This window comes from Aureimonas frigidaquae, from assembly GCF_001463905.1.
GTDB lineage: Bacteria > Pseudomonadota > Alphaproteobacteria > Rhizobiales > Rhizobiaceae > Aureimonas > Aureimonas frigidaquae.
In genome coordinates this window covers 15,618-37,764 of sequence record NZ_BBWR01000002.1, presented here as the reverse complement: position 1 = coordinate 37,764, position 22,147 = coordinate 15,618, and the positions used below count along the sequence as shown (strand labels likewise).

The following is a 22,147-nucleotide window of genomic DNA, read 5'->3' as shown; positions in this document are numbered from 1 at the left end:
GATGTGGATAGCCGCGCGGGCGGGTTGACAGCCCGCGGCCCATCACACAACATATTGTGGTCACGGTCTTCCATGACCACAAAGCATGGAAGCTAAGAGGGAATCCGGTACGCTTACCGCAAAGCCGGAACTGCCCCCGCAACTGTATGCGACGAGTTCGATGCCACGCTCCAACCACTGGACTTCAAGTCTGGGAAGGTTCGGCACCGGACGATGACCCGCAAGTCAGGAGACCTGCCGCGACGCCAGATCTTTCCCCGGGCGGGGTGTCCCGGTGGATCGTGTCGTGCGGCGGGCGCTCCTTGGGATCGTCCCAGCCGCGGTCGTGCACGGTTCCGCTCGTCCCCGCTCCACCCAACGGAGCACACGCAGCATGTCCACACTCCTGCAAACCCGGTCCGACGATACGGCATCCCCGCTGAACGAAGACGCGCTGCGCACCGCATTGCGCGTCATCCGGCGCGATGGCGCGACGGACCGCTTCGCCCCGGCCAAGATCGCCGCGGCGATGACCAAGGCCTTCCTGGCGGTCGAAGGGCGCTCGGCCGCGGGCTCGCCCCGGGTGCACGATCTGGTCGCCGCCCTGACGCAGGCCGTGGTGGCCGCTGTCGAACGCCGGGCCGGTCGCGATCATGTCGTCCATATCGAGGACATACAGGATCAGGTCGAGCTGGCCCTGATGCGGGGCGGCCATCACAAGGTGGCGCGCGCCTATGTACTGTACCGGGAGGAACGCGCGCTTGACCGCCAGGCGCAGGAGGCAGCGGCGCCCGCGCCGGTGTTTCATCTGGCATCACCCGATGGCACGCGGCGGCCGATCGACCTCTCCACCCTTGCCCGGCGCATCGAGGATGCGTGCAAAGACCTGTCCGGTGCGGATGCCGGCCAGATTCTTTCGGGCGCCATGGCCAATCTCTATGATGGCATGTCGGTGGACGAACTCGCCGATGCGCCCATCCTAGCGGCCCGCAGCCTGGTGGAGACCGATCCCGACTACGCTTATGCCAGCGCCCGGCTGCTCCTGACCAAGCTTGCCGGCCGCGTCTCGGCCGCGCTCGGCGTGAAGGGCGCAGCGCCGGATCTCTACAGCGTCGAGGGTCTTTCCGCCTATCTTCGCCACGGGGTCAGTGCGGGGCTGATCGATCCCGAACTCCTGGCCTTCGACCTGCCCCGTCTTGCCGCCGCGCTGCGCCCGGAGCGGGACCGGAACTTCCAACTCCTCGGCCTGCAGACGCTGTATGACCGCTACCTTCTGCAAGCGGACGGCCGGCATATCGAAATGCCGCAGACCTTCTTCATGCGCGTGGCCATGGGGCTGGCGCGGCAGGAAGTGGATCGGGAAGGCTCTGCCATCGCCTTCTACGATCTCCTGTCGTCCTTTCGCTTCATGGCCTCGACGCCGACCCTCTTCAACGCCGGAACACCGCGGCCACAGCTTTCATCCTGCTTCCTGACCACGATCGGCGACGATCTGTCGGACATCTTCAAATCCATCCGGGACAACGCCCTTCTGGCCAAGTACTCCGGCGGCCTCGGCAATGACTGGACGAATGTCCGTGGCCTGGGCGCCCATATCCGCGGCACGAACGGCAAGAGCCAGGGTGTCGTCCCCTTCCTGAAGGTCGCCAACGATACGGCGATCGCGGTGAACCAGGGCGGCAAGCGCAAGGGGGCGGTCTGCGCCTATCTGGAAAGCTGGCACATCGATATCGAAGCCTTCCTGGATCTGCGCAAGAACACGGGCGACGACCGGCGCCGCACGCACGACATGAACACGGCCAACTGGGTTCCAGACCTTTTCATGCAGCGCATGGAAGCCGACGAAAGCTGGACGCTCTTTTCCCCCGACGAGGTTCCCGAACTCCACGACAGCTACGGCCCTGCCTTCAAAACAGTCTATGAAGCCGCGGAGGCGCGCGCCGAACGCGGGGAATTGCGGGTTCATCGCAAGGTGCGCGCCGTCGATCTGTGGCGCCGCATGCTGACCATGCTGTTCGAGACCGGGCATCCCTGGATCACCTTCAAGGATGCCTGCAACATCCGCTCGCCCCAGCGCCATGTCGGCACGATCCATTCGTCCAACCTGTGCACGGAAATCACGCTGAACACCTCCGGCGACGAGGTGGCGGTGTGCAACCTCGGCTCGGTCAACCTTGCGGCGCATGTGAGCGCGGATGGCGGCCTGGACGAGGAGCGGCTGGCGCAGACAGTGCGCGTTGCCATGCGGATGCTGGACAATGTCATCGACATCAACTTCTACACGATCCCGGAAGCGCGCCGCTCGAACCTTGCCCATCGCCCGGTCGGCCTCGGCCTGATGGGCTTCCAGGATGCGCTGCACATCCAGCGTATCCCCTATGCCAGCGAAGCGGCTGTCACCTTTGCCGATACCAGCATGGAGGCCATCGCCTATCACGCCATCGCGGCGTCGAGCGCGCTTGCGGCGGAGCGCGGGCGCTATCCGAGTTTCGAGGGTTCCCTGTGGTCGCAGGGCATACTACCCCCGGATTCCCTGGCCCTGTTGGCCGAAGCGCGGGGGACGGTGCTGCCCGTCGGCGGCACGCGGGACTGGGACAGCCTGCGCGAGACGGTCCGCCGTCAGGGCATGCGCAACAGCAATTGCATGGCGATTGCCCCGACGGCGACTATCTCCAACATCTGCGGCGTTTCGCAATCGATCGAGCCGACCTACCAGAACCTTTTCGTCAAGGCGAACATGTCCGGTGACTTCACCGTGGCGAACCCCTACCTGGTGCGGGACCTGAAGGAGCGCGGCCTTTGGGACGCGGTGATGATCTCCGACCTGAAGTATTACGATGGCGCCCTCGCCCCGCTGGATCGCGTGGATGGGGAGCTGAAAGCGCTCTACGCCACCGCATTCGAGATCGATTCGCAATGGCTGCTGGCCGCCGCGGCCCGGCGCCAGACCTGGCTCGACCAGGCGCAATCGCTCAACCTCTATCTTGCCGATCCCAGCGGGCGCGCGCTCGACACATTGTACCGGACGGCGTGGAAGCTCGGCCTGAAGACGACCTACTACCTGCGGACGCGCTCGGCGAGCCACGTGGAAAAATCGACTCTCGATGTCAGCGACGGCCGCCTCAACGCCGTGCCCGTGGCGGTGCGCGCCTGCGCCATCGACGAGCCCGACTGCGAAGCCTGCCAGTGACCGGCCCGACATCAGGAAAGGACTCAACCATGTTCGACACGACCTTCGCCCCGCCTGCCCCCGCGCCGGGCGCCCCCACACCAGGCACCGCTGCCGATACGGGCCTTGGCGCCATCGACCGTGCCGGCGGGCGGGTAAGCATCGGCGAAAAGCGGATGATCAACGCCCGCGCCGATGTGAACCAGCTCCTGCCGATGAAGTATCATTGGGCCTGGGAAAAATACCTTGCCGCCTGCAACAACCATTGGATGCCGACGGAAGTGTCGATGCAGGCCGATATCGCGCTCTGGAAATCCACCGACGGGCTGACGGAGGACGAGCGCCGGCTGGTCAAGCGCAATCTCGGCTTCTTTGCGGCATCGGAATCGCTTGTCGCCAACAACATCGTCCTGGCGATCTACCGCCATCTCGCCAATCCGGAATGCCGCCAATACCTGCTGCGGCAGGCTTTCGAGGAGGCGATCCACACCCACACCTTCCAGTACATCGTCGAGAGCCTCGGCATGGACGAGGGCGAGTTGTTCAACATGTACCGGGAGGTGCCGTCCATCACCGACAAGGCGGCCTGGGCACTGGCCTATACGCAGAGCGTCGAGGACCCGGCTTTCCGCACGGGAACGGAAGCCACCGACAGGACCCTGTTGCGGGACCTCGTCGCCTTCTACGTCGTCTTCGAGGGCATGTGGTTCTATACCGGCTTTGCGCAGATCCTGGCCCTCGGCCGGCGTGGCAAGATGGTCGGCATCGCCGAGCAGTACCAGTACATCCTGCGCGACGAGAGCCTTCACCTGAATTTCGGGGTCGACGTCATCAACCAGATCCGGGCCGAGAACCCGCATCTGTGGACGGATGCGTTCAACGAGGAAGTCCGCGGCATGATCCGCGACGGCGCCGCACTGGAAGCCGCCTATGGCCGCGATACGATGCCACGCGGCATGCTCGGCCTGAATGCCGACCAGTGCGAAACCTATATGCGGTTCATCGCCAATCGCCGCTGCGCGCAGCTTGGGCTCGAAGCGGTGTTTCCCGCCTGTGAGAACCCGTTCCCCTGGATGAGCGAGGCCATGGACCTCGGCAAGGAGAAGAACTTCTTCGAGACACGCGTGATCGAATACCAGAATGGCGGATCACTGCGCTGGGACTGACGGCGCCTCACGGCACGAAATAATAATTCACCAGATGGAAGAAGAGCGGCGCGGCGTAGGACACGGAGTCCATCCGGTCCAACGCCCCTCCATGGCCCGATATCATGCTGCCCCAGTCCTTGGCGCCCATGGACCGCTTGACCGCGGACAGGACCAGGCCGCCGCAGAAACCGGCCAGCACGATGGCGAGCGCCATGCCCGCGGCCTGAAGCGGCGTGAAGGGTGTGATCCAGAAAAGCGCCGCGCCAAGGAGCGTGGCGCAGAGCCCGCCGCCGAGGAAGCCTTCCCAGGTCTTGTTCGGGCTGACGATCGGGGCGATGCGGTGCCGGCCGAAGAGCTTGCCGAACACATATTGCAGAACATCGCTCGCCTGCGTGACGAACAGGAGGAAGAACATCAGGAGCACCGTACGCCCTTCGAAGCCCGGTATGTCGAGGATGAGCAGCGCCGGCGCATGGCTGATGCAATAGACCGTCAGCATCAGCGCCCATTGCACCTTGGCGCTGCGCTCCAGAAAACCGTCCGTTTCGTGCGCCAGGACCGACAGGACCGGCAGTGCCAGGAAGGCATAGACGGGAATGGCGATGGAAAAGAGCGTCTGCCAGTCGATTCCGATCAGGATGTATTGCAGCGGTAGGAACACATAGAAGGCGGCCGCCAGGGCCCGGTGGTCGGCAGGCCGCGTCGGCGTGAGAGAGATGAACTCGCGCAGGCAGTAGAAGGAAGTGAGCGCAAAGAAGACGAGCGTCACCGTGCGGCCAAAGAACATGGCGATGGCCAGGATCGCCACCATCAGCCACCAGGATCGGATCCGCTTGTTCAGATTGTCCATGGTGGCGATGGAATCCGCGCCGCGGGCGCGCGCCGCCAGGATCTGCCCGGTGACCGTCGCCAGCGTCAGAAGCGCGACGAGGCCCGCGATGAGCCCGATGAAGACGCCATCCATTAGGCCGGCTCCGCAAGCTGGATCACCGCATTGCGGGCGCGTTCCAGAAAGGCGTCACGCCCTTCCTCCGGCAGCCGGGCGAGCGGCGCGCCGAAGCGCACGCCGCAGGAAATGGGAACCGGCAGAAGCGCCCCGCGCGGGAAGGCGCGCGACAGGTTCTGAAGATAAACAGGCACGAGTTCCACCTCCGGGCAGCGCTCGGCGAGCCGGTAGAGCCCGCTCTTGAAAGGCCCCGGCAGACGCTCCGTGCCGCGCGTTCCTTCGGGAAAGAGAATGAGCGATTCACCGTTGTTCAACACGTCTTCCATCGGCTTCAAGACATCGGTACCCGCCGCAGCGCCGCCGCGCCGGTCCACCAGCACGGAGCGCAGGACACCGAGCGAGACGGCCCGGGTCAGCCGGTTGCGGCCCCAGTAATCGGCGGCGGCCACGGGATGCGTCCGGCCGCGATAGTGTTCGGGTATCGCGGCCCAAAGAAGCACCGTATCCAGATGGCTGCCATGATTGGCGAAGTAGATGCGCGGCAGGCCCGATGGCAGACTGCCGACCCATTCCGGGCGCCCGCCCACCAGAAAACGGGCAAGCCCGACGATCAACGCCCCGATCATCGGTCCACCCCATGCAGCCGGAGTGAGATGCGGTGCAGGCGCCGCACGATCGTCACCGCCGTTCCGAACAGAATGAGGAGGAGCGCGACCTGCAGCGCATAGAGGCTGCCGAGCCACAGGATCTCGACGAAGGCCGCAATGCAGCCGATGGTCAGCGCCGCCATGCGATGCTGCTTGGCCATCGGTCCGCGATAGTCCTGGCCAAAGCCGAGTGACGCGCCGAAAGCGCGCAGATAGGCCGTGCCGACGGCGGCGATTGCCGCCAGATAGCCGATTTCCGGCAGAAGCGCGGCATAGCCGCAGCCGATCAGGAGCACGGCATCCTCCACGCGGTCGGGCGCTTCATTGTAGAGTGCACCCGATGGGGAATGCCGGCCGCCTTCCACCGCGACGAGCCCGTCCAGGAGGTTGCATACCAGCCGGAGCTGGATCATCAGCGCGGCCAGCAGGAACAACCAGGGCCGCAGCGGGGCAAAGGTCAGCGCAGCACCGCCGATCATGGCAAAGCCGATCCCCAGGACCGAAATCGTGTTGGGGGTGATGCTGGTGCGCAGGGCCAGTCGCGTCAGACCCGCCGCCCAAGGCGTCCTGCGTGAGGCGAGCGGACGGCGATCCGCTGACATATCTGGCATCCGATTCTCTCCCACGCAACTTGCGGGTGAATCTGACACGATCGTGAAGCCGACGCCAAGTGCCCTTGCTTGCCGCATCAACGGCAGCGCCGGATCCTTTAGGCGGCTTCGGAACGAAGAGACGGCTTTCCAGTTTGGAATCGGACTGAACTGGAGCCCATCCATGCCGCTGAACCCACCCGTGCATTACAGTGACGATGTCGAGACGATCCTGCCCGACGAAGCGGAAACGATCGGGCAGTTGAACGAAACCTTCGACCGCGTCCTGGCGACGACGGCCACCGATTACGGCCATGCCGTGCGCGCCGTCCATGCCAAGGGGCATGGACTGATCGTGGGGCGCATGACGGTGCGCGAGGATCTGCCGCCCGAGCTGCGGCAGGGTCTGTTCGCAAAACCGGGCAACTATGACGTGGTCATGCGCCTGTCCACCAATGCCGGCGACATTCTCGATGATTCCGTTTCGCTGCCGCGCGGCGTCGCGCTCAAGGTGATCGGCGTGGACGGCGCGCGGCTGCCGGACGCGGAAGGCACGACGCAGGATTTCGTGATGGTCAACGGCAAGGTGTTCCAGGCACCGAATGCCGGCCGCTTCCTGACGAGCCTGCGCGCCCTGGCACTGACCACCGACCGGCTGGACGGCGCCAAGAAGGCGATGTCGTCTGTCCTGCGCGGGGTCAGCGCCGCGTTGGAAACGGTGGGCGTGCAGAGCACGACGCTCAACGCACTGGGCGGCGCGCCGAACGTCGATCCGCTGGGAGAGACCTATTACAGCGTGACGCCCTTCCGCTATGGCGACCATATCGCCAAGTTCAGCCTGGCGCCGATTTCGAGCGATCTTCTGGAGCTCAAGGGCAATATCGTGGAGACGAAGGACAGCCCGGATGCGATCCGCCAGACCGTTCGCTCGGAGCTGCGCACGCGCGCGCCGGTCTGGGAATTTCGCGTCCAGCTCTGCCGTGATCTGGAAAATCAGCCCGTCGAGGATCCGACACGCGAATGGTCGGAAGACGAAGCGCCCTTCGCCGTCGTGGCGACCATCATGGCCGAGCCGCAGGACAGCTGGTCCAAGGCCAAAGTGGACGAGATCGACGAGCGGATGCGCTTCAGCGTCTGGACCGGATTGGCGGCACATCGCCCTTTGGGCAACATCAACCGGGCCCGGCGCGACACCTACCGCCATTCCGCCGAGTACCGCGCGCGCTACAATCGGTGCCCGATCCACGAGCCGAACGCAGCACCGGTCGATTGACGGGAGCGGGACGAGCCGGGAACATTTGCATGGGAAGCTGTTGCGCGCGATCCACAGGGGCGCGCCATTTGCAGCATCCCGGTTAAATTGAACTTTCCACTCCAGTTTATCGCGCATAAGCACAGGTAAGCAGCGTGTCCTGCAAGCCGGAGGTTCTTATGCGTCTCGCCCAACATGTCGCGATCCTCGCGGCCACTGTCGCCTTCCCATACACGCCTGCCCTTGCCCAGGACGGCGGGACGGTCCAGCTCGATACGGTGGTTGTCGACGGGTCGGCCGGAGGCGGCACGGCCGGCAGCGGTGTTTCCGCGGCGACGGGTCCGGTGGATGGCTATGTCGCCACGCAGGTCCGCACCGGGGCCAAGATCGATACGCCGCTGATCGAGGTTCCGCAGTCCATCTCCATCGTGACGACCGACCAGATGGAAGATCGCGCGGTCCAGAATATCGCGCAGGCGCTCAACTACACTTCCGGCGTGGTCACCGAGCCCTTCGGCCAGGATCCGCGCTTCTTCAGCCCGATCATCCGCGGCTTCGAGGCGACGAACAGTGTCTATCTGAACGGCTTCCGCTTCATCCGCGATTTCGGCGCCCTCTCCTTCGAGCCCTATGGCCTGGAGCGGATCGAGGTGCTGAAGGGTCCGGCCTCCGTCCTGTACGGCCAAGGTGAGCCGGGTGGCATCATCAACCTCGTTTCCAAGCGGCCGACCTTCACCGATTTCGCCTCCGTCGGGGCCGAGGTCGGCAACAACGACCGCTACGTCGCCAAGTTCGATGTGGGCGGCGTCGTCAACGAAGATGTCAGCTACCGCCTGGTGGGCCTGGCCCGTCTGTCGGAAACGCAGCAGAACTCCGTGGATGACGACCGCGTCTATCTGGCGCCGTCCATCACGCTGAAGCCCGGCGACGATACGACGCTGACGATCCTCGGCTCGCTGCAATACGACAAGGCGGATTCGCCCCTCGGCCTGCCGCAGGCCGGCACTCTGGACTTCAACCCCAACGGCGTCATTCCGCCGAGCACCTATATCGGCGAGCCGGATTTCAACGATTCGGACAGCTGGCTCGGCACGATCGGATATGAGTTCAGCCACCGCTTCAACGACGCGCTCGAATTCCGTCAGAATGCCCAGTATCTGCGGCTCGATTTCGATTACCAGAACCTGTATTTCTCCGGCCTGGGCGCGGACCAGCGCACGGTGTTCCGCGGCTCGTCGGTCCAGTCGGAGCTGAGCGAAAGCGTCGGCATCGACAATCAGCTGGAAGCCAAATTCAACACCGGCGTGCTCGAGCATACGGCGCTGATGGGCGTCGACTACCGCCAGAACAGCCAGTTCCGCAGCTCCAACTTCAATTTCAGCCAGCCGAGCATCGACGTTTTCGCCCCGGTCTACGGACAGACCATCACCGTCGATCCCGATGCCGCGAACCTGACCGACAACGACCTGCGCCAGACCGGCCTTTACGCGCAGGACCAGATCCGCTTCGACAAGCTCGTCGTCACGACCGGGCTGCGGCAGGACTGGTCGCAGCTGTCCAACAGCGCCGAGTCGGCCGACGACGATGCCCTCACCGGCCGTGTCGGCGCCGTCTATCTGTTCGACAATGGCCTGGCGCCCTTCGTCAGCTACGCGACCTCCTTTAACCCATTGATCGGGGAGACCGAGGCCGGCGAACTCTTCAAGCCGTCCAAGGGCAAGCAGATCGAAGGCGGCATCAAGTACCAGCCGACCGGCTGGGACGGGTTCATCACGGCGTCGATCTTCAACATCACGCAGACCAACATCGTATCGTCGCAGGCCCTGCCCATCGACGGTTTGCTGCAGCAGGTCACCGGCCAGACGGGTGAGATCGAGTCCCGCGGGTTCGAACTGGAAGGCACGGCGACCCTTGTGGACGGGCTGAGTCTCGTCGGCAACTACACCTATACGGATGTGGAGATCACCCAAGGCGACGACACGGTCAGCGCCGCTGGCATCATCACCGCGTCGACGACCGGCAACCGGCCGGCCAATGTCCCCGAACATGCCGGGGCGCTGTGGCTCAACTACGCCTTCCAGTCCGGAACGGCGCTGGAGGGCGTGTCGCTGGGTGCCGGCGTGCGCTACATCGGCACCCGCTATGGCAACGATGCCAACACGATCGACCTGTCGGCCGTGACGCTGGTCGATGCCGCGATCCGCTTCGAAAAGAACGACTTCAAGGCCGCGCTGAACATCAACAACATCGCGGATGAAGAGTATGTCGCAAGCTGCAACTTCGGCTGCTACTACGGCGAAGGCCGCAGCGTGATCGCCTCCGTCGGCTACACCTGGTAAGGGGGAGCGTGCGGCATGGCAGGGGGCTTCGACAGGCGCCGGTTCCTGGCCGGCACCTTGGCCACCCCCCTGGCTGCCGCCTTTGCCGCGCCGGCCGGCCTGGCCCAGGCGGCTGGCGGACAGCGGCTCGCCGTCCTGGACTGGGCTCTTCTGGAATGTCTTCTGGCGCTCGGCACCGTACCCGTCGCCGCCGTGGAGCTGGTGCTGTTCCGCAAGCTCGCGGTCGAGCCCACCGTCCCGCCGCAGGTCATCGATCTCGGCCTGCGCGGATCGTTCAATCTGGAGCTCCTGGCATCGCTCCGGCCGGACGCCATCTATGTATCGCCCTTCAACAGCTGGGCGATGCCGCTCATCGAGCCGATCGCGCCGCTGCGCTTCTATGAAATCTTCGGTACGCAGACACCGCCCTTCGAACAGGCGATCACCGTCACCCGGCAGATGGGCGATGCGCTCGGCCGCGCGGCAGAGGCGCAGTCCTACATCGCTGACACGAAGGCCGAACTCGAAGCGGCGCGTCAGGCGCTCGCCGGACGGGCGTCACGGCCAGTCTATCTGATCAATCTGGGAGATGCGCGGCACGCTCGCGTTTTCGGCCCGGACTCGCTCTTCGGCAGCATCATGGCCGCGATGGGGCTTCAGAATGCGTTTTCCGGGCCCACGCGCTACGCGGCATCGGCCCCCGTCGGCATCGAGGCCATGGCCGAGCGCCCGGACGCGGCCATCGTCATCGTGGGACCGATTCCACCGGATGCGGAAGCCGCCCTGGAACACAGCGTCCTGTGGCAGGCCATACCGGCCGTCGCCTCCGGACGCGCGCATATTCTGCCGAACATGAACGCCTTCGGCGCGCTGCCGACCGCGCGCCGCTTCATCCGGCTTTTGTCGGCCAGCCTCGGTGCGCAAGCGGCATGAAAGCCGAGGTGGAACCCCTGCGCACAGCGCCCTTCCTCGTCGCGGCCGGCCTTGCATCCGTGCTCTTTGCTGCCGATGCCTGGCCGGCGTTCCAGGCCGCCGGCACCAGCGCCTTTGCCCAGATCTACTTCGCCTATGCCGTGCTTCCCCGCGCGGCCATGGCGCTGATCGCCGGGGCGGCTCTGGGCCTGTCGGGCCTTCTTCTGCAGCGGGTGCTGCGCAATCCCATCGCCGATCCGTCGACGCTCGGCGTCGCGGCCGGAGCGCAGCTTGCGCTGACCCTCGCCACGCTCTACGCCCCCGCGCTCCTGGCCGGCGGGCGGGGAATGGTTGCCTTTGTCGGCGGCAGCGCCATGCTGGGGCTGATCATCCTGATCAACTGGCGGCGTCGGCTGGAGCCGGTCGGCACCGTGTTGACGGGCCTGCTCCTGTCGCTCGTCGCGGCCTCCCTCGGCGCCGCGCTCACGCTTGCCCATGGCGATTATGTCATGTCGATCTTCATCTGGGGTGGCGGGGTGCTGTCCCAGGAAAGCTGGGAGCCGACCGTGCAGCTCGGCTGGCGCTTCGGCGTGGCCGCGCTCTTCGCCGGGCTGATCACCCGCCCGCTCGTCATACTGGGTCTGGCGGAAGAAAGCGCAAAGAGCCTTGGCCTCGGTGTGGGAACCATACGGCTCGTGGCGCTGGCGCTGGCGGTCTTCCTGGCCAGTTCCGTCACCTCCATGATCGGCATCATCGGCTTTATCGGACTGGCGGCGCCCGCGCTGGTCCGGGCCGCCGGAGCCCGCACGATCGGCATGCAGCTTCTGACCGCGCCCATCGCCGGCGCGCTTCTGCTCTGGCTCGCAGACGGGCTCGTCCTGGCTGCCACGGTGGGCGGCCGCGATCTTCTGCCGACGGGCGCCTTCACGGCGTTGATCGGCGGCCCGATCCTTCTGTGGGCGTTGCCGCGCCTGCGCTTCTCCCTGCAGCAGGTGCCGTCGCCACGCGTCCTTCACCGCCTGGCGCATCCGCGCATCGCCCTGGCGATCATCGCCCTGGTGCTCCTTGCCGTCGTGGCCGTCGCCCTGTGCGTGGGGCGCGACGGCGAAGGCTGGTTCCTGGCGACGGGCTCCGCCTTCGCGGAGCTCATGCCCTATCGCGCCCCGCGCCTTGCGGTCGCGGTGGGCAGCGGCGCGCTCCTGGCCCTGTCCGGCTTCCTCCTCCAGCGGGTCACCGGAAACCCGATGGCGAGCCCGGAGGTCCTCGGCATCGCATCGGGGGCGGGCCTGGCTCTGGCTGCCCTTCTGATGCTGGTGGACATGCCGGGGCCGGCGCTGCGTTTCGGCGCCGTCCTGGCGGGATCGGCCGTGGCGCTGGCGGCAATCCTCGCCATCGCCGCACGCAACAGCGGCGGGCCGGAGCGCCTGCTCCTGGCCGGTGTGGCGCTGGGCAGTTGCACGGGCGCCGCCGTCACCACCGTCATTTCCGATGGCGGGCCAGAGGCCATGCAGATGCTGGAATGGCTGAGCGGCGCCCTGCAGGGCTCGACGGCCCGGCAAGGCGTGGCGGCGCTCCTCAGCGCGGTTCTTCTTCTAGCGCCGCTGCCGCTTCTGGCCCGCTGGCTGGTGCTCCTGCCGCTGGGCCGCCCGGCGGCCGGTTCCCTCGGCGTGCCGGTCGATGGCGCGACCAGGGCGATGTTGATCCTTGCGGCCACGGCCTCCGCCGCGGCGACGTTGCAGGTCGGCCCCCTTTCCTTCGCCGGGTTGATCGGCCCGCATCTTGCCCGGCAGATCGGCTTTGCCAAGCCCTTGCACGAGGCGGCCGCAGCGGTGATGCTGGGCGCGATCCTCCTGGCCGGAGCCGACTGGCTGGCCCGCATGATCGGCTTTCCGTACCAGATGCCGGTCGGGCTCTTTGCGTCATTGATTGGTGGTCTTTATCTGATCCTGTTGATCAGCCGCCGATAAGACGTCGGCCGCCGCCCGTCCGGGAGGGCGCGGTGCAGTTGAAGATGGCAGAAAGGATTGCGATGAAAGCGTCCGACCTGATGGTATCGCCCATCATGACGATCACACCCGATGTTTCCGTGGCCGAAGTCGCGGAGATCCTGGCGCAGAAGCGGGTCAATTCCCTGCCCGTCGTCGATGCGGCTGGGTATCTCGTCGGCATCGTCACCACAACGGACTTCATCGTCCGACGCAGCATCGATACCCTGCTGCCGAGCAACTGGTGGTCCTGGGACCGCAAGAGCCCGCGGGAAATGCTCGACAACTACATCCGCAGCCATGCCAACACGGCCGGGGACATGATGTCCACCAAGGTCCGCACCCTGCCCAAGGATGCCGACCTGGCGGAGATCGTTGCCGAGATGGTCGCCCGCAAGATCCGGTCCATCGTCATCCTGGACGATCGAAAGCCCGTCGGCATCGTCACGCGCTCGGACATACTGAAGGCCATTCAGGCGACGCCGCCCCGCGCCCCGGAGCCGATCGGCGATGCGGAGATCCGCCGGCGTTTGCTGGAGGACCTGCGGCGACAACCCTGGTTCTACCTGCGCGACGACAATGTGGAGGTGCAGGACGGCATCGTGCGCTATTCCGGCAACCTTGCCAGCCAGCGTGAGCGCCTGGCTCTGCGGCTGGCGGCGGAAAGCATCCCGGAGGTGCGCGGCATCGAAGATGCCACCCGGGTGGATGCGTCCTGGAGCTGAGGAAAGTCGAGGCCGTGGCCGGGCCGAGGCAAGGCTCCGGCCGGGGCTTTGCCCGGCCTTTAGCCCGCGACGCCTTTGGAAATGGGCGCCTGGAAGGTCAGGCCCATATCCCAGGGGAAGAAGATCCACGTATCCTGCGATACTTCGGTGATGAACGTATCGACCAGGGGGCGGCCCTTGGGCTTGGCATAGACGGTGGCGAAATGCGCCTTCGGCAGCATGGACCGGACGAGCGCCGCGGTCTTGCCCGTGTCGGTCAGGTCGTCGACGATCAACACGCCATCACCGTCATCCACCTTGAGTTCCGGCGTGATCCCCTTCAGGACGGCCAGCTCACCCTGCGTATCGTAATCGTGATAGGAGGCCACGCAGACCGTCTCGATCATGCGGGTGCCGAGCTCGCGGGCGATGATGGCGGCGGGGACGAGCCCCCCGCGCGTGATGCAGACGATCGCCTTCCAATCGGGCCGGACGCCGGCCAATCTCCAGGCCAGGGCGCGCGCATCGCGGTGGAACTGGTCCCAGGACACGGGGAAGGACTTCTCGCTCGACATTGGCTTTCAATCGCTCCGTAATGGTGCAGTTGCGATAACCCGTAGGGAACGGAGCCGCAAGTCGGCTACGAACGCTCCCTTACGATGGTTTCCACCATCTGGGCGACATCGGCCCTCGCCCGCTCCAACGCATCGGCATCGCGCGAACGAACGACGAGTTCGGTCGAGTAGCCGGCGCCGTCGAACTTCGGGTAGGAGCCGATCACCACATCCTTGTGCCTGGCCTGGATCTCGGCGAGCGGGCCGCCGATATCGCCCTCTCCGACCGGACAGGGTATCGCGGCCGACAGAATGCGCTGGCCCTGCGGCAGGGCGGCCACGACGCTTTCCAGCATGGCCCGGAACACGGCCGGCACGCCTGCCATGACGAAGACGTTCCCGACCCGGAAGCCCGGCGCCACCGACACGCTGTTGTCGATCAGCGATGCGCCGACCGGCGTGCGCGCCATGCGTTGGCGCGCCGGCGTGAAGGGCATTTCCCGCTTGCGGTAATGGGCGTCCAGGAGCGCGAAGGCCTGCGGGTGGAAGCCGACATCCAGCCCGAAGGCCTGGCCCACCGCATCGGCGGTCATGTCGTCATGGGTCGGCCCGATCCCGCCGGAGGTGAACAGATAATCGGTCCGGGCGCGCAACGCGTTGATGGCCTCGGCTATTCCATCGGGCTCGTCCCCGACGATCCGCACTTCCTTCAGGTCGATTCCGGCCAGGGTCAAAACGTCGGCCAGGTGGCCGATATTCTTGTCCTTGGTCCGCCCGGACAGGAGTTCGTCCCCGATGGCCAGCATGGAAGCGGTTTCGATCATGCCGATTGTCCTTGTATCGCGCGGCCATCAGGGCCCGGCGCGTGATGGTTCGATCCGTGTGGACAGTCCGTCACTGGCCGGGGGCTCTCGACTTCCTGCGCAGTTGCGTATCTTGGGTCAAGAGCAAGCTGCAACGCTGACAAGGAAAGAGCTTCATAATGACCACGAAGGTTCTGGTGCTGTACTATTCGAGCTACGGCCACATCAAGACCATGGCGGAGGCCGTCGCCGAGGGCGCCGCTGCCGCCGGCGCCACGGTGGACATCAAGCGCGTCCCCGAAACCGCACCGGCCGAGGTCGTGGCGGCTGCCGGCTTCGTGACCGATCATTCGCACCCCGAAGCGCAGCCGGCCGATCTGGCCGAATATGACGCGATCATCGTCGGCACCCCGACGCGTTACGGCAACCCGGCCTCCCAGATGGCATCCTTCTGGGATCGCACCGGCGGCCTCTGGGCGCAGGGCAAGCTGATCGGCAAGGTCGGTGGCGCGTTCACATCCTCGGCCACGCAGCACGGCGGCAACGAGGCGACCCTTCTGTCGATGCACAAGACGCTGCTGCATCATGGCCTCGTCATCGTCGGCCTGCCTTACGCCTTTGCCGGCCAGATGACCCTCGATGCCATCGCCGGCGGCTCGCCTTACGGCGCCACGACCATCGCCGCGGGCGACGGTTCGCGCCAGCCGAGCGAGGTTGAGCTCGACGGTGCACGCTTCCAGGGCCGCCATATCGCTGAGATCGCCGGCAAGCTGTCCGCCTGACGGAACACCATCCGCGCAAACGACGACGGGCCCGCTTGCGGGCCCGTTTCCATTCATACCATGTGATTTATTCCGGCCGGACGGCCATTACACGTAAGCCTGCGTATCCTGCGCGCCGTCGCCATAGATGCATTCATCACGCCGCAGCTCGCGCAGCAGATTCTCCAAAGCGCGATTGCTGTCCCGCAGACGCAGAATCAAACCTGGTGCCGTCGCCTGCGATACGAGCTGGTCACCACCGATATCCATGACATATGGGTCGGAAATGCTATGATGGGTCATACCGCTCATCGCCCTGTCCTCCTGTCCCATTCGCCCCTCATTTCCAAAGACTACGCGCGATACGGCCGCTGCGCAAGTCGAAAGTCACAGCGTAGCAAATTCCCAAATATTTGACGAAACTGTGACGAGACCGTTTTAAGTATAATTCAATCCGAAAACTTGGAATTTTCAATTCATCCTGCCAGCCTGGGCGCACAGAATTACATACCGTCGCTCGCGAACAGATGCCTACCATCCTTTAATCGATACGCAATGAATAAGACCGACAGATGGCCGCCTTCTTCATGGCGGTCCGGCAGGCGGACTTTACCGTAGAGGCCATCGCCCTACACATTTTGGCTGATACATTTGCTGATGCCCGTACCCCGTGTCGGCAGGCCGAAAAATAAGTTGCGCTGCCCCCCGAGATTTCATAAGCCTTCGCCCGTCGGAGCGTAGCGCAGCCTGGTAGCGCACCTGAATGGGGTTCAGGGGGTCGGAGGTTCGAATCCTCTCGCTCCGACCATTTTCACTGAAAAACCCTTCTTCCCCAACGCATGGGCACCCTTTCTGCGGCGCCGGTGCCTGACCTCTGGTGACGAGACGCCATGACGCAACGCATGACGAAATCCGTAACCATCGCCCTCGTCATCGTCATGATCATTGCCCTTGGGGGCTGGATCCTGCAGTGGCAGCTCGCCGACGACGAAACGGCCGAGGCCGAAAGCTGCGGCCTTGCCGCCAGCATGCTGGAGCGCGGCACGACGGAAGACGGCACGCCGCTGAGCGATGCCGACCGGGCACGCATCACGGCCGAACTCGCCAATTGCGATACGAACCTGCCGTAAAGCGGGGGCACTCGGCTGCTTCTGCGCGATATGCAAATGAAAATGCAAGGTACCGAGTGGGGCCGTCGGATTTACGATTGCACGGCAACCCACTGACGGCCAGCGCAAAACCCGTGCCGCCTGTTTGGTGATCGCCTTTCGCGTGTTTTGAGGAGCCCGCCGGCAGCCGCAAAGCGCAGGGCCACCACTGCGTCGGATCCGTTGTATGACCGCCAGGTCTATTCTCGTCCATCGTCGCTCTTTGGGGCGCCCGAGCGTTCCAATATGTCGCGGACGGACGCGTCGAGGATCTCCTTGGACAAGGCTGGATCGTTCACGCTGCGCGACAGCACGATTGCCCCGATCATCGTCGAGGCGATTGCCATAGCTCGCCCGTGGCGGTCGCTTGCCGCGTTGGGCAGGTAGGCCTCGATGAAATCCACATAGGCAACCACGCCCTCCTCCATCGCCGTGCGGATTGCCGGGCCCGCCCGCGCGGCATCCGGGCCCAGCGCCGCCATCACGCAGCCCTCTGCCTGCTCGTCGCGATGCTCGCAGGAAAGGTAGGCGCGCACCAGCGCCTCGAGGGGGCGCTGCGGATCGCCGGCCGCGAATTCGCGCCAGCGTTCGCGAACGGCTGCATAGCCACGTGTGCAGGCATTGGCGGCCAGATCTTCCTTGGAGGTGAACTGCTTATAGAAGCCGCCCTGCGTCAGACCGGCAGCAGCCATCAAATCCTTGAGGCCGATCCCGTCGAACCCGTGCTGACGGAACAGGCGGCTGGCGACGTCGATCACCCTGTCGCGGTTCACCTCGGCCTGCGCACGGGAAACTCTCATGGACTTCTCCTAATTGGATTGCGTTCAACATCTATCGTCGATATAGAGTTTAAACACAATCTATAATGGGCTTGGGTCGTCGTACCGTCAACAAGGTGGTCCCATGAGAATCGCATCCCTCATTGCGCTTGCATCTGCTGCGCTGGCCGCCGCTGCAGCTGTCGTCATCTACCCATCGCTCGCCGCCAACGAACCCTCCGCAAAGTCCGCAACGATAGATGCGCGAACCGAGCCGCCTTTGGTTGCGGCGGTAGAGGCCCGGCGCATCGGCGTATCTGAACGGGCTTTCACTGGAACGGTATCCGCACGTGTGCAGAGCAATCTCGGCTTTCGCGTGCCCGGCAAGATCGTTGAACGCTTCGTGGATACGGGCGATCAGGTGAAGATCGGTCAGCCCCTCATGCGCATCGACGAACGAGACCTTCGCCTGGCGCTCACCGCGAGATCCAAGGCGGCGGATGCGGCGCGTGCCATGGCTGTGCAGGCCAGGGCTGACGAGAGGCGCTACGCCACCCTTCTGAAGCTCGGCCAGGCAACGCGCCAGCGCTACGAGCAGGCCAAGGCCGCGCTCGACTCTGCCGAAGGCCAGCTTGCGGCCGCGCAGGCTGAAGCCGACGTTGCACGCAATGAGGCCGGATATGCGATCCTCGTCGCAGATTCCAACGGTTCAGTCGTGGAGACCCTTGGCGAGCCCGGCCAGGTCGTGTCGGCGGGCCAGGCCGTCGTGCGTCTTGCCCATGACGGCCAGCGGGAAGCGACCGTATCGCTGCCTGAAACCGTGAGGCCGGCCATCGGGTCGGCGGCCGAAGCCCGCGTCTATGGTCTTGGCGACCGACGCTGGGGTGCGAGGCTGCGTCAGCTCTCCAGCGCTGCCGATACGCAGACACGCACCTTTGACGCGCGCTTCGTTTTAGATGGCGAGGCGGCGGAGGCTCCGATCGGCTCCACTGTCACCGTCTGGATCGGCAATCCGGTGACAACGGATGCGGCCGAAGTGCCGATCGGCGCCATCCTCGACGAGAACGGGAAGACCGGCGTCTGGTCCGTCGATCGCGCCACGTCCCGAGTGTCGTTGCGGCCGGTGACGATCATGGAATTCGGCGAGGAGACCGTGACCGTATCCGGCCTCGAACCCGGAACGACCGTCGCAGCGCTCGGAGCGCATCTCCTTCACGAGGGAGCCGCTGTGCGGCTTATCGTCGGCAAGGGGTTTTGAGCCATGAGCTTCAACCTTTCGGCGCTTGCAGTGCGCCATCGCTCGGTGACACTTTTCCTCATCATGGTCGTGGCACTTGCCGGTGCCTTCGCCTTTTTGCAGCTCGGCCGTGCCGAGGACCCGGCCTTCACCGTCAAGACGCTGGTAACCACAGTCGCCTGGCCAGGCGCGACCGCCCGGGAGATGCAGGATCTGGTTGCCGAGCCCTTGGAAAAGCGGCTCCAAGAGCTGCGCTACTACGACCGTGTCGAGACCATTGCCCGCCCCGGTGTCGCGTTTCTGACGCTGACACTCAAGGACGACACACCGCCAAGTGCCGTGCAGGACGAGTTCTACCAGGCCCGGAAGAAGCTGGGTGACGAGGCACGCAATCTGCCGAACGGCACCGTCGGCCCCTTCGTCAATGACGAGTTCTCCGACGTGACCTTCGGCCTCTACGCCCTTAAGGCGCCTGGCATGCCGATGCGTGCGCTGGTGCGGGAGGCGGAAGCCATGCGCCAGCAAATTCTGGGCGTTCCTGGCGTCAAGAAGGTCAACATCCTTGGCGAGCGCCCACAGCGCATCTTCGTCGAGTTCTCCTATGCCAAGCTCGCCACCCTGGGCATCTCGGCGCAGGATGTGTTCCTGGCACTCCAGCGCCAGAACACCGTCGCGCCTGCCGGCTCGATCGACACGGCCGGACCGCAGATCTTCCTGCGCCTCGACGGCGCCTATGACGATCTCCAGACTATCGCCGATACGCCGATCGTGGCGGTCGGACGATCGTTGCGCCTGTCTGACGTCGCGCAAGTGCGCCGCGGCTACGAAGACCCCGCGACCTTCCAGATCCGTACGGAAGGCGAGCCCGCGCTGATGCTCGGGGTCATCATGCAGGATGCATGGAACGGGCTTGACCTCGGAAAGGCTTTGGAGGCGAAGACCGCCGAGATCGGGGCCCGCCTGCCACTCGGAATGAGCCTCACCAAGGTAACCGATCAGGCCGTCAACATCTCCGGCTCGATCAACGAGTTCATGGTGAAGTTCGTCATGGCGCTCGGGGTGGTCCTCCTGGTCAGCCTGATCGCGCTCGGCTGGCGCGCCGGCATCATCGTGGCGCTCGCCGTGCCGCTGACGCTCGCGGTCGTGTTCCTGATCATGCTCGACACCGGGCGCTTCTTCGACCGTATCACGCTCGGTGCCCTGATCCTGTCCCTCGGCCTGCTGGTGGACGACGCCATCATCGCCATCGAGGTCATGGTGGTGAAGATGGAGGAAGGCATGGACCGTGTCTCGGCCGCCGCTGTCGCCTGGAGCCATACCGCCGCCCCGATGCTGTCAGGTACGCTCGTCACCGTGATCGGCCTGATGCCCGTCGGCTTCGCCCAGTCGACAGCAGGCGAATATGCCGGCAACATCTTCTGGATCGTCGGCTTCTCACTGATTGCCTCCTGGGTGGTGGCGGTCATCTTCACGCCCTATCTCGGGGTCAAGCTGCTGCCCGACATCAAGCCCGTGCCTGGCGGCGCACACGCGATTTACGACACCCCGAACTACCGGCGCCTGCGCGCCGTCATCACCGCGGCCGTGCGCCACAAATTCCTGACCTGCGGGTTCGTTGTACTGGCCTTCGGTGCCGCGGTGATCGGCATGGGCGGCGTGAAGCAGCAATTCTTCCCATCCTCGGATCGCCCGGAAGTGTTGGTCGAGGTGCGCCTCCCCGAAGGATCCAGCATCGAGGCCACCACCGAAACCGTTGCAAAGCTCGAAGCCTGGCTGAAGGCGCAGCCCGAAGCCGAACGCGTGTCGAGCTATGTGGGCCAGGGCGCGCCACGCTTCTTTCTGGCCATGTCGCCGGAAATGCCCGATCCGTCCTTCGCCAAGATGGTCGTCCTGACCCGGGATGCCGATACCCGCGAAGTGCTGAAGCAGCGGCTGCGCAAGGCGATTGCCGAGGGCCTGGCGCCGGAAGCCTACGTCCGGGTGACGCAACTCGTGTTCGGTCCCTATACGCCGTTCCCCGTCGAATTCCGCGTCATGGGGCCGGATGCAGGCGAGCTTGTGCGCATCTCGAGCGAGGCGATGTCGATCATGCGAAGCGTGCCGGATGTGCGGCAGGTCAACCGCGATTGGGGCAGCCGCTCGCCGACACTCCGCTTCGTGCTCGACCAGGACCGCCTGAGGCTCATTGGCCTGTCGCCGGTCGAAGCTGCACAGCAGCTTCAGTTCCTGCTCTCGGGTATCACGGTGACGCAGATGCGCGAAGACATTCGCACCGTCGATATCATCGCTCGCAGCGCCGGCGAGGAGCGTCTCGATCCCGCGCGTCTGAAGGATTTCTCGCTGACGAGCCGCGATGGCCGACTGATCCCGCTCGACCAGATCGGCCGAACCGAGATCGGCATGGAGGATCCGATCCTCAAACGCCGCGACCGCACGCCCACGATCACAATCCGGTCGGACATCGCAGAGACGGCCCAGCCGCCAGAAGTGTCGACCGCGGTGCTCGCCGCCCTCCAGCCGCTGATCGCCGGGCTTCCAGAAGGCTACCGCATCGAGACGGGGGGCAACATAGACGAGTCGCTGAAGGCGAACGCCGCGCTCGTGAAAGTCTTTCCGATCATGATCGTCCTGACGCTGATCGTGATCATGTTCCAGGTCCGCTCGTTTTCGGCAACCTTCATGACCGTGCTGACGGCGCCCCTCGGCCTCGTCGGTGCTGTGCCCATCCTTCTCGCCTTCAATCAGCCGTTCGGCTTCAACGCCATCCTCGGCATGATCGGCCTTGCCGGCATACTGATGCGCAACACGCTGATCCTCATTGAGCAGATCCGCGAGAACAAGGCCGAAGGTTTGGATGACTACCATGCCGTGATCGAGGCAACCGTCCAGCGAACGCGCCCGGTCATCCTGACGGCACTTGCCGCGGTGCTGGCCTTCATCCCGCTGACGCATTCGGTCTTCTGGGGTTCGATGGCCTACACGCTGATCGGCGGCACCGCCGGCGGCACGATCCTGATCCTGCTTTTCCTCCCGGCCCTCTACGCGACCTGGTTCCGAGTCAAAGCGCCGAAGACCAGGGAGGGAACGGGCGCGCCGGCAGCCATACAGAACGGGCATGCCGATAGTGCGCAGGCGCTGCCAGCGGAGTGATGTGATATCCAATGTAACGCCAACACTGTCGATACAGCGAAACCGCAGAGTGCGGCGCGAACCTGCCTTCATAGGCAAGGGCCTGG

Annotated in this window: 18 protein-coding genes, 1 tRNA gene and 1 riboswitch; of the genes, 12 read left to right on the top strand and 7 right to left on the bottom strand. The window is 65.0% G+C overall.

The genetic code is table 11. From position 1 onward, the window contains the following. Window positions 1-46: 46 nt before the first annotated feature. A riboswitch (cobalamin riboswitch) is annotated at window positions 47-256 on the top strand. Between the two features lie 117 nt (window positions 257-373). Beyond that, on the top strand, window positions 374-3,169 hold the full coding sequence (locus AUL30_RS00190; RefSeq protein ID WP_062225612.1) for a ribonucleoside-diphosphate reductase subunit alpha: 2,796 nt from the start codon (window positions 374-376) through the stop codon (window positions 3,167-3,169). A gap of 29 nt (window positions 3,170-3,198) precedes the next feature. Continuing rightward, on the top strand, window positions 3,199-4,314 hold the full coding sequence (locus AUL30_RS00185) for a ribonucleotide-diphosphate reductase subunit beta (protein ID WP_062225609.1): 1,116 nt from the start codon (window positions 3,199-3,201) through the stop codon (window positions 4,312-4,314). 7 nt (window positions 4,315-4,321) lie between these two features. Here the strand turns inward: AUL30_RS00185 and AUL30_RS00180 are convergent, their stop codons facing one another. Genes AUL30_RS00180 through AUL30_RS00170 form a run of 3 tightly spaced genes read right to left on the bottom strand, consistent with a single transcriptional unit; the run spans window position 4,322 to window position 6,491 of the window. After that, on the bottom strand, window positions 4,322-5,260 hold the full coding sequence (locus tag AUL30_RS00180) for a phosphatidate cytidylyltransferase (protein ID WP_062225606.1): 939 nt from the start codon (window positions 5,258-5,260) through the stop codon (window positions 4,322-4,324). Then, window positions 5,260-5,868 (bottom strand): lysophospholipid acyltransferase family protein, encoded by a 609-nt coding sequence (locus AUL30_RS00175; RefSeq protein ID WP_062225605.1) that lies wholly within the window; start codon window positions 5,866-5,868, stop codon window positions 5,260-5,262. Before AUL30_RS00175 ends, AUL30_RS00180 begins: the two co-directional genes overlap by 1 nt. After that, the gene (locus AUL30_RS00170; RefSeq protein ID WP_244490661.1) at window positions 5,865-6,491 is read right to left on the bottom strand and encodes a CDP-alcohol phosphatidyltransferase family protein; all 627 of its coding nucleotides are present in this window, start codon (window positions 6,489-6,491) and stop codon (window positions 5,865-5,867) included. Before AUL30_RS00170 ends, AUL30_RS00175 begins: the two co-directional genes overlap by 4 nt. Before the next feature lie 172 nt (window positions 6,492-6,663). On the opposite strand from AUL30_RS00170, the gene AUL30_RS00165 reads away from it, so the two are divergent. From AUL30_RS00165 to AUL30_RS00145, 5 genes are all read left to right on the top strand, one after another. Continuing rightward, entirely contained in the window at window positions 6,664-7,752 is a 1,089-nt protein-coding gene (locus AUL30_RS00165; protein ID WP_062225603.1) for a catalase family protein, read from the top strand. Between the two features lie 158 nt (window positions 7,753-7,910). Beyond that, window positions 7,911-10,070 carry a TonB-dependent siderophore receptor gene (locus tag AUL30_RS00160; protein ID WP_062225601.1) on the top strand — a complete coding sequence of 720 codons (2,160 nt, stop codon included), beginning with the start codon at window positions 7,911-7,913 and terminating at the stop codon, window positions 10,068-10,070. 15 nt (window positions 10,071-10,085) lie between these two features. Then, window positions 10,086-10,982, top strand: coding sequence for an iron-siderophore ABC transporter substrate-binding protein (locus tag AUL30_RS00155; protein WP_083507566.1), 897 nt, complete (start codon window positions 10,086-10,088; stop codon window positions 10,980-10,982). Further along, the gene (gene fhuB, locus AUL30_RS00150; RefSeq protein ID WP_062225599.1) at window positions 10,979-12,928 is read left to right on the top strand and encodes a Fe(3+)-hydroxamate ABC transporter permease FhuB; all 1,950 of its coding nucleotides are present in this window, start codon (window positions 10,979-10,981) and stop codon (window positions 12,926-12,928) included. Before AUL30_RS00155 ends, fhuB begins: the two co-directional genes overlap by 4 nt. Before the next feature lie 62 nt (window positions 12,929-12,990). Next, window positions 12,991-13,671, top strand: a complete 681-nt coding sequence (locus AUL30_RS00145) for a CBS domain-containing protein (protein ID WP_062225598.1) — start codon at window positions 12,991-12,993, stop codon at window positions 13,669-13,671. 59 nt (window positions 13,672-13,730) lie between these two features. Here the strand turns inward: AUL30_RS00145 and gpt are convergent, their stop codons facing one another. Further along, window positions 13,731-14,225, bottom strand: coding sequence for a xanthine phosphoribosyltransferase (gpt, locus tag AUL30_RS00140; protein ID WP_062225597.1), 495 nt, complete (start codon window positions 14,223-14,225; stop codon window positions 13,731-13,733). Window positions 14,226-14,290: 65 nt separating this feature from the next. Continuing rightward, window positions 14,291-15,028, bottom strand: coding sequence for a competence/damage-inducible protein A (locus tag AUL30_RS00135; RefSeq protein ID WP_062225596.1), 738 nt, complete (start codon window positions 15,026-15,028; stop codon window positions 14,291-14,293). Window positions 15,029-15,186: 158 nt separating this feature from the next. Between AUL30_RS00135 and wrbA the strand changes: the two genes are divergently transcribed. Then, window positions 15,187-15,789, top strand: coding sequence for an NAD(P)H:quinone oxidoreductase (gene wrbA, locus AUL30_RS00130; RefSeq protein ID WP_062225595.1), 603 nt, complete (start codon window positions 15,187-15,189; stop codon window positions 15,787-15,789). A gap of 87 nt (window positions 15,790-15,876) precedes the next feature. Here wrbA and AUL30_RS00125 read toward each other — a convergent pair whose 3' ends face one another. Continuing rightward, window positions 15,877-16,080 carry a hypothetical protein gene (locus AUL30_RS00125; RefSeq protein WP_157069781.1) on the bottom strand — a complete coding sequence of 68 codons (204 nt, stop codon included), beginning with the start codon at window positions 16,078-16,080 and terminating at the stop codon, window positions 15,877-15,879. A gap of 419 nt (window positions 16,081-16,499) precedes the next feature. Here AUL30_RS00125 and AUL30_RS00120 point away from each other — a divergent pair. Together AUL30_RS00120 and AUL30_RS00115 are read left to right on the top strand one after the other, a co-directional pair. Beyond that, a tRNA-Pro gene (locus AUL30_RS00120) sits at window positions 16,500-16,576 on the top strand. Between the two features lie 94 nt (window positions 16,577-16,670). Continuing rightward, a complete protein-coding gene (locus AUL30_RS00115) occupies window positions 16,671-16,898 on the top strand; it encodes a hypothetical protein (RefSeq protein ID WP_157069779.1) in 228 nt (75 codons plus the stop codon). A 218-nt stretch (window positions 16,899-17,116) separates the two neighbouring features. Here the strand turns inward: AUL30_RS00115 and AUL30_RS00110 are convergent, their stop codons facing one another. Next, the gene (locus tag AUL30_RS00110) at window positions 17,117-17,716 is read right to left on the bottom strand and encodes a TetR/AcrR family transcriptional regulator (protein WP_062225586.1); all 600 of its coding nucleotides are present in this window, start codon (window positions 17,714-17,716) and stop codon (window positions 17,117-17,119) included. A 103-nt stretch (window positions 17,717-17,819) separates the two neighbouring features. Between AUL30_RS00110 and AUL30_RS00105 the strand changes: the two genes are divergently transcribed. Together AUL30_RS00105 and AUL30_RS00100 are read left to right on the top strand one after the other, a co-directional pair. Next, window positions 17,820-18,932, top strand: a complete 1,113-nt coding sequence (locus tag AUL30_RS00105; protein WP_062225584.1) for an efflux RND transporter periplasmic adaptor subunit — start codon at window positions 17,820-17,822, stop codon at window positions 18,930-18,932. Between the two features lie 3 nt (window positions 18,933-18,935). Further along, window positions 18,936-22,061, top strand: coding sequence for an efflux RND transporter permease subunit (locus tag AUL30_RS00100; RefSeq protein WP_062225581.1), 3,126 nt, complete (start codon window positions 18,936-18,938; stop codon window positions 22,059-22,061). Window positions 22,062-22,147 lie beyond the last annotated feature (86 nt).

Bases quoted from the DNA above. Each gene is read 5' to 3' on its own strand.
- AUL30_RS00115 (WP_157069779.1), top strand. From the start codon at position 16,671: ATGACGAAATCCGTAACCATCGCCCTCGTCATCGTCATGATCATTGCC.
- AUL30_RS00185 (WP_062225609.1), top strand. From the start codon at position 3,199: ATGTTCGACACGACCTTCGCCCCGCCTGCCCCCGCGCCGGGCGCCCCC.
- AUL30_RS00175 (WP_062225605.1), bottom strand. From the start codon at position 5,868: ATGATCGGGGCGTTGATCGTCGGGCTTGCCCGTTTTCTGGTGGGCGGG.
- wrbA (WP_062225595.1), top strand. From the start codon at position 15,187: ATGACCACGAAGGTTCTGGTGCTGTACTATTCGAGCTACGGCCACATC.
- AUL30_RS00155 (WP_083507566.1), top strand. From the start codon at position 10,086: ATGGCAGGGGGCTTCGACAGGCGCCGGTTCCTGGCCGGCACCTTGGCC.
- AUL30_RS00100 (WP_062225581.1), top strand. From the start codon at position 18,936: ATGAGCTTCAACCTTTCGGCGCTTGCAGTGCGCCATCGCTCGGTGACA.
- AUL30_RS00110 (WP_062225586.1), bottom strand. From the start codon at position 17,716: ATGAGAGTTTCCCGTGCGCAGGCCGAGGTGAACCGCGACAGGGTGATC.
- AUL30_RS00125 (WP_157069781.1), bottom strand. From the start codon at position 16,080: ATGAGCGGTATGACCCATCATAGCATTTCCGACCCATATGTCATGGAT.
- AUL30_RS00145 (WP_062225598.1), top strand. From the start codon at position 12,991: ATGAAAGCGTCCGACCTGATGGTATCGCCCATCATGACGATCACACCC.
- AUL30_RS00180 (WP_062225606.1), bottom strand. From the start codon at position 5,260: ATGGATGGCGTCTTCATCGGGCTCATCGCGGGCCTCGTCGCGCTTCTG.
- gpt (WP_062225597.1), bottom strand. From the start codon at position 14,225: ATGTCGAGCGAGAAGTCCTTCCCCGTGTCCTGGGACCAGTTCCACCGC.
- fhuB (WP_062225599.1), top strand. From the start codon at position 10,979: ATGAAAGCCGAGGTGGAACCCCTGCGCACAGCGCCCTTCCTCGTCGCG.
- AUL30_RS00160 (WP_062225601.1), top strand. From the start codon at position 7,911: ATGCGTCTCGCCCAACATGTCGCGATCCTCGCGGCCACTGTCGCCTTC.
- AUL30_RS00105 (WP_062225584.1), top strand. From the start codon at position 17,820: ATGAGAATCGCATCCCTCATTGCGCTTGCATCTGCTGCGCTGGCCGCC.
- AUL30_RS00165 (WP_062225603.1), top strand. From the start codon at position 6,664: ATGCCGCTGAACCCACCCGTGCATTACAGTGACGATGTCGAGACGATC.
- AUL30_RS00190 (WP_062225612.1), top strand. From the start codon at position 374: ATGTCCACACTCCTGCAAACCCGGTCCGACGATACGGCATCCCCGCTG.
- AUL30_RS00170 (WP_244490661.1), bottom strand. From the start codon at position 6,491: ATGTCAGCGGATCGCCGTCCGCTCGCCTCACGCAGGACGCCTTGGGCG.
- AUL30_RS00135 (WP_062225596.1), bottom strand. From the start codon at position 15,028: ATGATCGAAACCGCTTCCATGCTGGCCATCGGGGACGAACTCCTGTCC.